12 protein-coding genes are annotated in these 13425 nt (G+C 62.2%); 4 read left to right on the top strand and 8 right to left on the bottom strand.

Going from position 1 to position 13425, the window contains the following annotated elements; translation table 11 throughout:
- Positions 1 to 16 precede the first annotated feature (16 nt).
- Positions 17 to 781, bottom strand: coding sequence for a glycerophosphodiester phosphodiesterase family protein (locus tag LGH83_RS03535; protein WP_227400630.1), 765 nt, complete (start codon positions 779 to 781; stop codon positions 17 to 19).
- On the bottom strand, positions 778 to 1251 hold the full coding sequence (locus LGH83_RS03530) for a RidA family protein (RefSeq protein ID WP_227400629.1): 474 nt from the start codon (positions 1249 to 1251) through the stop codon (positions 778 to 780). Before LGH83_RS03530 ends, LGH83_RS03535 begins: the two co-directional genes overlap by 4 nt.
- Before the next feature lie 140 nt (positions 1252 to 1391).
- On the opposite strand from LGH83_RS03530, the gene LGH83_RS03525 reads away from it, so the two are divergent.
- A complete protein-coding gene (locus tag LGH83_RS03525; protein WP_227400628.1) occupies positions 1392 to 2246 on the top strand; it encodes a cell envelope integrity EipB family protein in 855 nt (284 codons plus the stop codon).
- 9 nt (positions 2247 to 2255) lie between these two features.
- On the opposite strand, the gene LGH83_RS03520 is transcribed toward LGH83_RS03525, so the two are convergent.
- Entirely contained in the window at positions 2256 to 2591 is a 336-nt protein-coding gene (locus tag LGH83_RS03520) for a DUF3572 family protein (RefSeq protein WP_227400627.1), read from the bottom strand.
- Positions 2592 to 2802: 211 nt separating this feature from the next.
- Here LGH83_RS03520 and LGH83_RS03515 point away from each other — a divergent pair, with 211 nt between their 5' ends.
- Both LGH83_RS03515 and LGH83_RS03510 read left to right on the top strand, forming a co-directional pair.
- Complete coding sequence (locus tag LGH83_RS03515) at positions 2803 to 3174, top strand: response regulator (RefSeq protein WP_131117376.1); 372 nt, start codon at positions 2803 to 2805, stop codon at positions 3172 to 3174.
- Between the two features lie 10 nt (positions 3175 to 3184).
- Positions 3185 to 4555 (top strand): PleD family two-component system response regulator, encoded by a 1371-nt coding sequence (locus LGH83_RS03510; RefSeq protein ID WP_227400626.1) that lies wholly within the window; start codon positions 3185 to 3187, stop codon positions 4553 to 4555.
- 577 nt (positions 4556 to 5132) lie between these two features.
- Here the strand turns inward: LGH83_RS03510 and rpmG are convergent.
- The 5 genes from rpmG to topA form a co-directional block, all read right to left on the bottom strand.
- Positions 5133 to 5300: a 50S ribosomal protein L33 gene (gene rpmG / locus LGH83_RS03505; RefSeq protein WP_131117370.1), complete on the bottom strand. Its 168-nt coding sequence runs from the start codon at positions 5298 to 5300 to the stop codon at positions 5133 to 5135.
- A gap of 120 nt (positions 5301 to 5420) precedes the next feature.
- Positions 5421 to 6605, bottom strand: a complete 1185-nt coding sequence (locus LGH83_RS03500) for an MFS transporter (protein ID WP_227400625.1) — start codon at positions 6603 to 6605, stop codon at positions 5421 to 5423.
- A 28-nt stretch (positions 6606 to 6633) separates the two neighbouring features.
- The gene (locus tag LGH83_RS03495) at positions 6634 to 7038 is read right to left on the bottom strand and encodes a DUF983 domain-containing protein (protein ID WP_227400624.1); all 405 of its coding nucleotides are present in this window, start codon (positions 7036 to 7038) and stop codon (positions 6634 to 6636) included.
- Positions 7038 to 9395: a ribonuclease R gene (gene rnr / locus LGH83_RS03490; protein WP_227400623.1), complete on the bottom strand. Its 2358-nt coding sequence runs from the start codon at positions 9393 to 9395 to the stop codon at positions 7038 to 7040. The genes LGH83_RS03495 and rnr overlap by 1 nt, the downstream gene beginning before the upstream one ends.
- Positions 9396 to 9510: 115 nt before the next feature.
- The gene (topA, locus tag LGH83_RS03485; protein ID WP_227400622.1) at positions 9511 to 12219 is read right to left on the bottom strand and encodes a type I DNA topoisomerase; all 2709 of its coding nucleotides are present in this window, start codon (positions 12217 to 12219) and stop codon (positions 9511 to 9513) included.
- 196 nt (positions 12220 to 12415) lie between these two features.
- Here topA and LGH83_RS03480 point away from each other — a divergent pair, with 196 nt between their 5' ends.
- Positions 12416 to 13372: an aspartate carbamoyltransferase catalytic subunit gene (locus tag LGH83_RS03480; protein ID WP_227400621.1), complete on the top strand. Its 957-nt coding sequence runs from the start codon at positions 12416 to 12418 to the stop codon at positions 13370 to 13372.
- Positions 13373 to 13425: the final 53 nt, after the last annotated feature.

Here is a 13425-nt window from a genome sequence, read left to right as displayed (position 1 = left end):
CCGCTATGGCCTGTCGTCAGGGCCGAAAGCCCTCGAACACGATCTGATCCGCCCAGAGGCGGGACAGAAGATGCTGGTCCGGCCTGCGAACCGTCCAGGTCATGACCGGCATACCGAGCGCCGTCCGACAGAGATAGGGCACCGCATGCGGCAGATCGCCCACGCGATAGGAGAGAAAGTCCGGCCGGGTCTCGCCGAAGTGAAGCATCTGTTCGAGTTCGAGTTTGAGGCCGTCCGAAAGTCCGCTCCATTCCGGATCATCGTAGCGCGCCTCCGCCACAATCCCGAGCGGGGCAGGGGACTGACCGCGAAGATGCGCGATGACGGCCGGGTCGAAACTCTTGATCGCGACGGGGCCGTGGTAGCTCCGCACGAGGGACATGACGCGATCGGCGAGGCGAACGTCGCCGTCAAAGCGACTCTTGATCTCGCAAATCAGCGGCGTGCGCCCGGCCAGTCTGGCCAGGAGGGTGGAGAGCGACATGATCGTGTCGCCCCCCGTTCGATACGCGATCGACTGCACGTCTTTGGACGTGCGCGACGCGATGGTCCCGGTTTCCGACGTCAGGCGGTCGAGGTCGAAATCGTGGAACACGACCGCATCCTCATCGAGGGTCAATTGAACATCGCACTCGATCGCATATCCAGCCTCGACCGCGGCACCGGCGGCCGAGGGGGAATTTTCGACGATCCCAACCGCGATGTCATGCAGGCCTCGATGGGCGATCGGCCGTGCGGTCAACCAGTCAGGCGCAGAGGAGCTGGTCGGTTGGGCTGTCACGCGTCGATGTCGAACAGCGCCTCGACCTCGACGGCGCAGCCGAGCGGAAGCGACGCGACCCCCACGGTCGAGCGTGCGTGACGACCCTTCTCGCCGAAAATTTCGACCGCAAGGTCGGAGGCGCCGTTCATCACGAATGGAACATCGATATAGTCGGGCTCGACATTGATGAAGCCACCGAGACGAACGACGCGCGCGATACGGTCGAGATTCCCGAGGGCCGCCTTCGCCTGAGCCAGCAAATTGATGACGCAGAGCCGAGCCGCAGCCTGACCGGCGAGCTTATCAACCGTTCCGCCAAGCTTGCCCTTATGGGCGTCCGACAATTTGCCATCTTGCCCGATCGCAAGTTGACCCGAAATGTAAAGCGAACGGCCGGTCAGCACGAAAGGCACATAATTGGCGATGGGCGCGACGGGAACCGGCAAGACGATGCCGAGGCTTGCGAGTTTCTGGTCGATGACGCTCATGTGGCCCTCTGAAATGAAATCGGACGCCGGCGAGGCGGATATCGTGCTTCACCCGCCATCGTCCGACCCTTTTCGCTGCATATCCGCCTTTTTTGCAACGCTAAACTTGTGTTCCGACCCCGCAGTTCTGGAGTAACCCGGTGAGACACCCTTCCGCTTTCGGCCATGCGGCGCGCATTCTCGCTTTGGGCGCCTTCGTTCAAGCGGTCGCGAGTGGTCCGGCCTCCGCCGCCGAGGTTCAATCCATCATGCCGCTCGCGGCTCATCATGCGGTGTATAAGCTCAGCTTGTTGAAGTCGTCCGGCGCAAAGGCACCGGAGGCGGTCGATGGGCTGTTGTCCTACGACTTCACCGGCTCCGCCTGCGACGGTTATGCCATGACGCTTCGCCAGATGACGGCGTTGCAGCCGCAGGAAGGCGAGTCGCGGGTCTCGGAGATGCAGACCGCCAGCTTCGAGGGTGGGGATTCTCACGACTATCGGTTCCGGGTCGCGACCAAAGGCGATTCGTCCGGTCCAGGCGACATCAACGGAACAGCGCATAAATCTGCTGATGGCGATGTCTCTGTGGCGTTGCAGCAGCCGAAACCCGAGAAGATCGACCTCGCGTCTGGGGTTTTATTTCCGACCGAGCATCTCAAGAAGGTCGTGGCGACAGCCAAGGCGGGCGGCAAGATCCTCACGGCGGCGGTGTTCGATGGGTCCGATACCGGCAAGAAGGTCTTCAATACGTTGACGGTGATCGGCACCCAAACCGATGTCTCGCCAGCCGAGAAGGCAGCACAGATCGACGCTTTGAAGATGGTCCACCGGTGGCCGGTGGCGATCAGCTACTTTGATGCGTCGAAGACGGACTCTGCCCCCGACTATGTCCTGTCGTTCGATCTCTACGAGAACGGCATCTCGCGGGCACTTCGCCTCGACTACGGCGATTTCGTTCTGGCCGGCGATTTGACGGATTTGAAATTGATGCCCGACACACCGTGTAAGAACTGAACTGTCGCGTCAGGCGCCATCCCACCCGCGATCACCCTCGAGCCTGACGAGGGCGGTGCCAAGATCCTCTGGCCGCCAGCGCTCCTGGGCTGCGAGTTCGAGGATGAGATCGTCACGGCTGGCCAGAAAGGTGAGGATCCCGGTCGCAAAGCCGGGCTGGCCCGCCGCATCGCGGATGCTATCGACTGTGATGCCGCTGGTGGCCAAAAAATCGCCGAGCCGATCCGGATCCGCTGCCAGGAACGTTAAGATGGTGGCGGCCAGAGCTTCGGCATCGAGCCGGAGGGCGGCGGGACCGGCTGTCGATCGGGTCGCGAAAGGCCGCATATCCGGTCTTTTCGTCACTTGGATTTTCCTTTCGTCAATGTCTTCAATCTAACCTATTCGTGTGGTTTGAAGCGCCTCAAGGCAGCGTCGGTATCGATGAATTCGCGTCGCGAACACATCCTGATCGTTGCGCCGACTGAGTGAAGCTCAGGCTTGTCGAGAACGATCGACACGGTTTGAGAGAGGGGCCCGCCCTTGTCCAATCCGGGGAAACAAAGGCTTGGGCGTGATGGCAAAGACAGTTCTGATCGTAGAAGACAACGAGCTGAACATGAAGCTGTTCAGTGACCTCCTCGAGGCGAACGGCTACAACACGGTTCAGACCCGGAATGGCGTGGAGGCCGTCGGCCTTGCGCGGAAACACAAGCCCGATCTCATTCTGATGGACATTCAGCTCCCGGAGGTCTCTGGCCTGCAGGTGACCCAATGGCTCAAGGATGACGACGAGTTACGGTCGATTCCGGTCATCGCCATCACGGCGTTTGCCATGAAGGGGGACGAGGAGAAGATCCGCCAGGGCGGCTGCGAGGCCTACCTGTCCAAGCCGATTTCGGTGGTCAAGTTCCTCGAAACTGTCCGCAACTATCTCGAGGATCGGTGAAGGCTGTCAGATGACCGCGCGTATTCTTGTCGTCGACGATCTTCTCCCGAACGTGAAACTGCTCGAGGCCCGCCTCTCGGAGGAATACTTCGACGTCCTGACCGCAACCAGCGGCGCAGAAGCCTTACGCCTTTGCGAGCACGATCACTGCGATTTGGTCCTGCTCGACGTGATGATGCCCGACATGGACGGCTTTGAAACCTGTCGACGGCTGAAAGCCAATCCGGCAACGGCTCATATTCCTGTCATGATGGTCACGGCGCTCGACGAGGCTGCCGACCGGATCAAAGGTCTTGAGGCCGGGGCCGATGACTTCCTCACCAAGCCGATCGATGAGGTCGCACTCCTGGCCCGCGTGCGCTCGCTGACACGGCTGAAGGTGGTGCTCGACGAATTACGCAGCCGCGCGAGTGCCGTCGCGGTTCTTGGGGTTGCTGGCGCGCTCCCGAACGTGGCCGATGATATGGGGCTTGGCGGACGCGTGCTGCTCGTTGATGACAAACTCGACTCGGTCGAGCGGCTCGCGATCACCCTTGCGAGTGCTCATTATCTCACGATCGAACGTCGGCCTGAAGACGCGTTGCTTCGCACGGTCAGAGACGATTACGACCTGGTGATCGTCAGTCTCGGGCTGCAGGATTACGATGCGCTGCGCCTTTGCGGCCAATTGCGCTCTCTCGAACGAACCCGTCAGCTGCCGATCCTGCTAATCGCCGGCCATGACGACAAGGCCCGGATCCTGCGCGGGCTGGATATCGGCGTGAATGATTATGTCAATCGCCCGACCGACCGTACCGAACTGCTCACGCGAGTAGCGACGCAGGTTCGACGGAAACGATATTCCGACAGCTTGCGCGAGCAATTGAGAACCTCGATCGAGATGGCCGTGGTGGATTCGCTCACCGGCCTCAACAATCGGCGCTATCTCGAAAGTCACCTCAAAGCGCTGATGACCAATGCGGCCAGTCGAGGCAAGCCTCTTTCGATGATGATCGTCGACCTCGATCACTTCAAGAGCGTCAATGACACGTTCGGGCATGATGTCGGAGACGAGGTGCTGCGGGGCTTCGCGTCGCGCGTCAAGAAGGTGATCAGAGCGGGCGATGTCATGTGTCGCCTTGGCGGTGAGGAGTTCATCATCGTGCTCCCTGAGACCAATATCGAAATTGCCGAACTCGTCGCCGAACGGGTCAGAAGCGCGGTCGGCCATTCGGCTTTTCCGGTCGAACGGGGGACCCGAACGCTGTCGATCACGGTGTCGATCGGTATCGCCGATCGTGGTGGCGATTCGGATCCCGGGACGTTGTTCAAGCGCGCCGACTTGGCGCTCTACCGGTCGAAGCGCGGCGGCCGCAATATGGTGTCGGCGCATGCGGCGTAACGGACGTGAGGCAAAGGCGTTTAGTAGAACGGAGCCTGGAGGCGCATTGCCTCAGCATTAACTCAAATGATCGATAGGTTTGACCTTAGCGTTGGACTCCGATTGCAAATCTCGGGGCACAAGCTATTTTCGAGCGTGAACAGGGACGGGAGCGTCGATCGCTTGCCGACCGTTTGCTCCGTCGCACGAGATACAAGACGATGGAAATCGTCTTCAAATACCCTACGGGGTGCTCAGGTCCGCCGCATCTCCTGGGTCCGTGGGGTTGGCCGGTTCGGAAGTGACAGGAGTGGCCTCCTCGTCGTCACTTCCGGCCGGCCTCCTTCTTCACGATCTCGATGCGCAAACCGGAAAATCGGTGGCGCTTCGCCTCAAAGCGGGATTGGCAGCGCAAAGGCTTAGGTGTCGGACGGATGAACGCGAACCGCCTGCGCAAGTCGAACCCGCGCATGTTTCGCGACATAAGCCTTGGCTAGCCGCCACAAACTCGTATGAAGTCGATCGGCTTGACGAACCTGAGACCCCGACTTTGCGGGGCCGCCGATCGCTATCAACCCGCAGAGCGGGCCTGTTTGACTTACTTGATTTTCGTTTCTTTGAATTCGACGTGCTTGCGAGCGACCGGGTCATACTTCTTGAAAGAAAACTTGTCGGTCTTGGTCCGTGCGTTCTTTTCAGTCACGTAGAAAAAGCCGGTGTCGGCGGTCGAGAGAAGCTTGATCTTGATGGTTGCGGCCTTAGCCATGACTCTATCCCGAATGCAACTGGGCGGCGTGACGCGGCCAAACCCGATAATACGCAAACCGGCGCGGATGACATACCCGCGCCGTTATGTGGCCGAACCATAAATCTGAACGGCTCAAAGTCAAGTCTCGCGGCCACTCCAGCGCGTTTTGAGAAGCTTGTACGACGCCAGCACCACGTAGAGCGCGAAGAGCGTCAACAAGCCGAGCGGCAGACCACTGAGGCGCCAATCCATCAACTGTCCGAGCACCGGAGGCCCCACCACGAGGCCCACCGAGTAGAGCATCACGACAGCGCCGCTGGCTGCGGCCAGTTCGGCGCCTTTAAATCGATCGCCGATCAAGGCAAGGCCGACGGTGTAAAGGCCGGCCGTGAGCCCGCCCCATAGGAACACCACGAGACAGAGCGCGACAACGTTTGAGCCGACCAGCATCATGCCGAGCGCGCCGAGAACGCCGCTGAGCCCGCAAAACAGCAGGACGACCCTGCGCGAGAGGCGATCGCCAGCCAGCCCCAAGGGGATCTGAAACACGACGTTGCCGAGCGCCGCGCAACTGATCAAGGCTGCCCCGACACCAGCCGAGAGATCGAGCCGCAAGGCATAGACCGGAAACAAGCTCATGGACGCGGTCTCAAACACCCCGAACACGAAAGCGGCTGCCGTCGCCAGCGGTACGGTGCGGATGAGAACGAGAAGCGAGAGCTTTGCGGATTTTTCGACCGCGGGCGTGGATCGCCCAGCGACCGCGACCGGGACCAAACCGAGGAGCATCAGGGCGGCGCCGGTCCAAAACGGCAGGCTGCCGGAGGTTCCGGTCAGGCCTAGAATGGCAGGACCCGCCGCAAAGCCCAGCGCCAGACAGGTGGCGTAGATGCCGGTGATCAGGCCCCGTCGCTGCGCGGGTGACGCCGACACGATCCAGAATTCGCTCATCACGAAGAGGATCGCCAACGCCGCACCGAACACGAAACGCAGGGCGATCCACAGGCCGATCGGCGTTGCCGAAAAGGCCAGCAGCGTGATGGCGCCGACGCCGATGGCGATATAGAGCAAGCCCTGCACGCCGAACATGCGTGCGAGACGCGGCACGATCGGAGCGCCGATCACATTGGCGAGCCCCGACACCGAGGTGCTGAGTCCAATCGCAGCCGACGAATAGCCGGCCTCCTCCATGCGGATCGCAAGAAGGGCGACAGAAAGCGAAAGGCCGACACCCACGAGCGTAATGGTCGCGATGGCGGCCACAAGCGTCGCGGTTCGCGACAGCGGCGGCTGTCCGATGTTCGGCTGTGCGAGTTCGGTCATCGGCGGTCGTGGCGATCGGGCAGGCGGCTCATCCGATCGGATCCGTTTCTCCGCCAAATCCATGCATGCGCTGGGCCCATTGCAGACCGATCAACGCTCCCTTGACGCGAGGCAGCAGTGTCAAACACAAGCCCAGCACGAGCCCGGGCCAAAGTGTCATCTGGATCCAGAACGGGATGTCCTCATAGGCCGTCAGCACGACCAGCATGATGAACCCCATGATGTGAGCGACGATCAGGATGGTGATGTAGGGTGGTGCATCGTCGGCTCGATGGTGATGCAGGTCCTCGCCGCAAACCTCGCACTGGTCTTGCACCTTCAGATAGGCGCGGAAGATGTGGCCTTTGCCGCAACGCGGGCAGCGACCGACGACGCCGCGTTTCAGCGCCGTCATGGTGTCGCGGGTCTCGTCGCGAAGGTTCAGCATCGTCATCACGAACGGCCCTTGCCGAGATTGCGCTGAGCGGCCTTGGCGCGTTTCTTCGCCTCGAGCCGACCACTCTTGATCGTCATTCCCGAGGGATGTTTGCTTTTGCCCAATGATTTGCGGCGCCGGCCTTCGCTGACGATCTCGAACCGGAGCGCTCCGGCTAGTGGCGCTGCTTCGACCAACTTGACCTCGACGATGTCGCCAAGCCGATAGGTGGTGCCGGTCTGCGTGCCGACCATGCTCCGCATCGCCTCATCGAAGCGAAAATATTCGTCGCCGAGTTGGCTCGCCGGCACGAAGCCGTCCGCGCCCGTTTCGCTCAGCTTGATGAACAGCCCGGCTCGGGTCACGCCCGAAATCCGGCCCGCGAAGGTTGCACCGATCCGATCGGCCAAATAGGTGGCGATCAGCCGATCGATCGTCTCGCGCTCGGCCGCCATCGCCCGTCGCTCGGCCGCCGAAATCTTGGTCGCGATCTCGGCCAATTCGCCGAGGCCCATATCCGGCAAACCATCCGCTCCGAGGTCGAGCGCTTTGATGAGGGCGCGATGGACGATCAGGTCGGCGTAGCGGCGGATCGGCGAGGTGAAATGAGCGTAACGCCGCAGGTTAAGGCCAAAATGTCCGTAATTTTCAGCCGAATATTCGGCCTGTGCCTGTGAGCGAAGCACGACCTCATTGACGAGATGTTCGTTATCGCTGCCCTTCACACGTCCGAGAATCCCATTGAACTGGATCGGCCGTAGAACCTGGCCCTTCGCGAGCTTGATGCCGATCGAGCCGAGAAACTCCGCTAGCGCATTCAGCTTCTCGATCGATGGTTCGTCATGCACCCGGTAGATGAGCACCTGCCGCTTGGCTTCGAGCGTTTCGGCAGCCGCGACATTGGCGAGGATCATGAACTCCTCGATCAGCTTATGGGCGTCGAGCCGTTCCGGAACCATGACGCGGTCCACTGTGCCGTCCGGCTTCAGCACGATCTTGCGCTCGGGCAGATCGAGATCGAGTGGAGACCGATCGTCCCGTGCGCGTTTAGCGGTCGCATAAGCCGCCCAGAGCGGACGCAGGATCGTGTCGAGGATCGGGGTCGTGATGTCGTCCAGACGACCATCGATCGCAGCTTGCGCCTGAGCATAGTTGAGCTTGGCATGTGACCGCATCATCACGCGATGAAACGTATGCCGGATCTTTCGCCCGTCGGGACCAAGCACCATCCTCACCGCAAGCGCCGGCCGATCTTCGAGCGGCCGTAGAGAGCCGAGGTCGCTGGAGATCCATTCGGGAAGCATCGGCACCACACGGTCCGGGAAATAAACCGAATTGCCGCGATCGAGCGCTTCCCGGTCGAGTGCCGAACCGGGGTGGACCACCGAGGCGACATCCGCGATCGCGACGGTGACGATCTGACCGCCTTCGTTGTCGGGGGCGTCATCCGGCACCGCATAGACCGCGTCGTCGTGATCTTTCGCGTCGGGCGGATCGATGGTGACCAGCGGCAGGTCGCGCCAATCCTCGCGCCCTGCCAGCGTTGGCGGACGCACCGCCTCGGCTTCGGTCAGCGCGGCGGGGCGGAACACGTTCGGGATGTGATGGGTCTGGATCGCGATCAGGCTGATGGCCTTCTCGCTGTTGATGGAGCCGAGCCGCTCGACGACCTTGACGATCGGCAGCCCGAAGCTATTGCCGCGCCCGAGAAGCTCGACCGACACGAGGTCGCCGTCCTCAGCGTCGGCGCGGAATTCGGCCGGCACCACATATTCGGTTTGGGAATTCTTCTTGTCGGTCGGCAAAACCCGCAGGCCGACATCCGCGCGATCTCGAAACACGCCGATAATACGCGAACGCGCTTTGGCCAGCAGTTTGATGATGCGACCGATCACGACGGGGGTCTTCGATGGGGCCTCCGTCGTTGTCTCGATGCGGACCAGAGCCCGATCGCCGACCCCTGGCGCGGGCAGGCCGGGGCGGGACTTGCGCGGCACATGCAACAGAATGCGAGGCGCAACCCCGTGGGTTGCGCTGTCCCAATCGACGGGTTTGGCCACCAGATCGCCGTCGCTGTCGCGGCCCACGATGTCGACCGCGAGCACTGTGGGCAGTGCGCCGGCTCGTTCGAAGCGGGCATGGCGACGCTCGACGACGCCGTCCTGCTCCATCTCTTTCAAGAGTTGCTTCAATTCGATTCGCGCCGCATCGCCCTTGATCCCGAATGCGCGGGCGATCTCACGCTTGCCGATCGCCAAGGGTGCGCTGCGCCCTGCCGAAGCGGCAGCGACTTTTTCGCGTTTGATGAAGGCGAGAATGTCGTCCTTGGTGGGTCCGGGCGGCGCTTGTTCGGTCACGATCTTCTGCTTTGGCATGAGGCCACATGGTCGTCCTGCAGCCAGAGATAGCAACGCGACCGGGCATTGCGACTGTCCCACGGAATGGAGCAGACGCAAAACCGACCCGTGTGATGTCGCCTCGAGCCCCGCGTCAGGCCGTCTTACGGGCCGGAGCCTTCGCGGCGGGTTTCTTGGCAGCAGTGGCTTTCGGTTTGGCGGAAGCCGCCTTTACGGCCGTGGCGGTCTTCGGCGCAGCCGCCCCGGTCGCGGGCTTTTTCGCTGCGGTCTTCGCGCTTGCGGATTTGGGCTTCGCAGCGGGCTTGCTGGCCGGCTTGGCCTTTGCCGGAGCAGCGCCACCCTTCTCTTCGATGAAACGCAACGCATCTTCGAGCGTCACGCTCGCCTCGGTCATGTCTTTCGGCAGCGTCGCGTTGACCTTGCCCCAGTTGACGTAAGGACCATAACGACCGGCTCGCGCCGTCACCGGTCCACCACCGGGATGGTCGCCAAGCACACGTCCAGCCGGCGCGGCCCGTCCAAATCGCCCGCCCCCGACGCCGCTCTCTTTGGCGACGATCAGATCGATGGCGCGGTTGCCGCCGATCTCGAGAACGTCGTCGTCCTGACCGAGATTCGCATAGGTTTTGCCATGCTGGACATAGGGACCGAAGCGGCCGATCCCGGCCAGGATCGGTTCCCCGCTCGTTGGGTGTTTGGCGATCTCGCGCGGTAGGGACAGCAACACGAGCGCTTTGTCGAGATCGACGTCGGCCGGGCCGACACCCTTGGGCAACGACGATCGCTTCGGCTTTTCACCATCGCCGAGTTGCAGATAGGGGCCGAACCGCCCGTCGCGCATCGTCACCTCGAGCCCGGTTTGGGGATCGGTGCCGAGCAGACGCTGACCGGGCTTGTCGCCCGGGGCACCGGCCGCCTCGCCACCCGTCTGCGTCAACGTGCGAGTAAACTTGCACTCGGGGTAGTTGGAGCAACCGATGAACGAGCCGAACTTGCCGAGCTTCAGTGACAATTGTCCCGTGCCACAATGCGGGCAGGCGCGGGGGTCGCTGCCATCCGGCTTGGCCGGAAACACCATGGGGCCGAGCAATTCGTTGAGATTGTCGAGCACCTGCGTGGTCCGCAGGTCTTTCGTCTCGCCGATCGCGGCGTTGAAGTCCTGCCAGAAGTCGCGCAGAACCTGCTTGAATTCGATGTCCGAACTCGACACTCTGTCGAGCTGTTCCTCAAGATTGGCCGTGAATTCGTAATCGACCCAGCGATTGAAGAAGGATTCGAGAAAAGCCGTAACAAGCCGCCCCTTGTCCTCGGGAATGAGCCGCTTTTTGTCGAGCCGGACATATTCGCGGTCCTTCAGCACCGCGAGCGTGGACGCATAGGTCGAGGGACGGCCGATGCCGAGCTCTTCCATGCGCTTGATCAAGGCTTCTTCCGTGAACCGCGGCGGCGGCTCGGTGAAATGCTGGGTCGAGATGATCTGGTCTTTGGCAAGCGTCTCGCCGGTCTGCATGGCCGGAAGCCGTCCCGCATCCTCACCGTCGTCCTCGTCATTCTCCTGGTAGAGCGCCAGAAAGCCGTCGAACTTGATGACCTGACCGGTCGCTCGCAATTCGATCGTGCGTCCGGCCGCCACGGCCGCGATATCGACCGTGGTGCGTTCGAGTTCGGCAGATTCCATCTGGCTCGCAATGGTGCGCTTCCAGATCAGCTCGTAGAGGCGCGCCTGTTCGGGCTCGAGGTAGCGCGCGACGTCGCGCGGCAGGCGGCTCATGTCGGTCGGCCGGATCGCCTCGTGGGCTTCCTGTGCGTTCTTGGCCTTGACCGTATATTTGCGCGGCGCGGCAGGCACATAGCGCGCGCCATGCAGGTCGCCGATGACCTTGCGGGCGCTGGCGATCGCCTCCGGCGCCATGTCAATACCGTCCGTCCGCATATAGGTGATGAGACCGGCGGTTTCTCCATCGATCGCGACGCCCTCGTACAGCTTCTGCGCGATCTGCATCGCGCGGGCCGGGGAAAACCCGAGCTTGCGCGAGGCATCCTGTTGCAGCGTCGAGGTGCGGAACGGCGGGAAGGGGTGCCGCTTGGCGGGTTTCGCGTCTACCGACGAGACCTTGAAGTCCGCCGTGTCGAGCGCAGCCTTGAAGGCAGCGGCTTCGGCCCCGGTGCCGATATCGAGCCGCGTGATCTTTTTGCCGTCGGCACCCGTCAGACGGGCCTCGAAAGCGACGTTTCGCGCAGTGCGGAGATGCGCCACCAGCGACCAATATTCGCGCGTGACGAAGCGCTCGATCTCGCTCTCACGGTCGCAGACCAACCGCAGCGACACCGATTGCACACGGCCTGCCGAGCGGGCCCCGGGGAGCTTGCGCCAAAGAACCGGCGAGAGATTGAAGCCGACGAGATAATCGAGCGCGCGCCGGGCCAGATAGGCATCGACCAAAGCCTGGTCGATCTCACGCGGATGCGCCATCGCGTCCCGCACCGCATTCTTCGTAATGGCATTGAAGGTGACGCGTTCGACCGTCTTGCCCTTCAGCAGCTTCTTGGCCTTGAGCACCTCCAGAACGTGCCAGGAAATGGCCTCGCCCTCGCGATCCGGATCGGTCGCGAGGATGACCTTGTCGGCATCCTTCGTGGCGCGAGCGATGTCGGAGAGACGTTTCGAGGCTTTGCCGTCGACCTCCCACAGCATCGCGAAATCCTGCTCCGGATCGACGGAACCATCCTTGGCCGGAAGATCGCGGACGTGGCCGAACGAGGCCAGAACCTGATAGTCGCGGCCAAGATATTCGTTGATGGTCTTCGCTTTCGCCGGCGACTCGACGATGACGAGGTTCATTAGAGGACCGGTCCTTTTGTCCCCTGGCGGAGACGCTGTAACGGAAAGCGATAGCCCGAGAATGAAATGACGAGCGAGCGCGGCGGAAGATGGGGGCAGGTCGGGTGCAAGTCAAATGACCGAACCCGTGTTTCACAACACGCGCCTCGACCAGAATCCTTGCGGCCGTCAACGTCCCTCTTTAGACAAGCCTTCAATGACGGACGTAGCCCCAGCCCCAGTTTTTCCGCATCGCCATCTTCTCGGCATCCAGGGGCTGTCGCCCCTGGCGCTTGACGCGCTGCTGGACCTTGCCGACCGCGCCGTCGATGTGTCCCGGCAGGTCGAAAAGAAGCGCAGCACACTTCGCGGTCGCACGCAGATCAACTTGTTCTTTGAGGCGTCCACCCGAACGCAATCGTCGTTCGAAATCGCGGGCAAGCGGCTTGGCGCCGATGTCATGAACATGGCGGTGGCGGCCTCCTCGATCAAGAAGGGCGAAACGCTGATCGATACGGCGATCACGCTGAATGCGATGCGGCCCGACATCATCGTGGTGCGTCATCACCAAGCCGGCGCCGTCCATCTGCTCGCCCGCAAGGTCGATTGCTCAGTCGTCAATGCCGGGGACGGCGCGCATGAACATCCGACGCAGGCGCTGCTCGACGCACTAACGATCCGTCGCAACAAAGGCCGTATCGCCGGACTGATCGTGACGATCTGCGGCGACATCCTGCATTCGCGAGTCGCTCGCTCCAACATCCTGCTGCTCGCGGCCCTCGGGGCTCGCTTACGCGTCTCCGGTCCCTCGACCCTGATGCCGGTCGGCATCGAACGGATGGGCGTCGAGGTCGTCCCCGATATGGATCGCGCCCTCGACGGCTCCGATGTCGTGATGATGCTGCGCCTACAACGTGAGCGGATGAATGGCGGCTTCGTGCCTTCGGCCCGCGAATATTTCCGCTTCTTCGGCCTGACCGAAGAACGGCTGAAACGGGCCAAGCCCGATGCTCTCGTGCTGCATCCGGGTCCGATGAATCGCGGTGTCGAGATCGACACGCTGGTGGCCGACGGACCTCAATCGCTGATCCGCGAGCAGGTCGAGATGGGGGTCGCGGTTCGCATGGCGGTGCTCGAAGCCCTGGCTCAGCATCTGCCGGGAGGCGCCGCGTGACGCAACCTCATGCCGCCGAGCGACCGCTCGCATTCATCAATGGCCGGCTGATC

Origin of the sequence: Lichenihabitans sp. PAMC28606 (genome assembly GCF_020616535.1) — a bacterium.
Classification (GTDB): domain Bacteria; phylum Pseudomonadota; class Alphaproteobacteria; order Rhizobiales; family Beijerinckiaceae; genus Lichenihabitans; species Lichenihabitans psoromatis.
The sequence above is the reverse complement of the archived record's forward strand: the minus strand, read 5'-3'. Positions and strand labels throughout refer to the sequence as shown.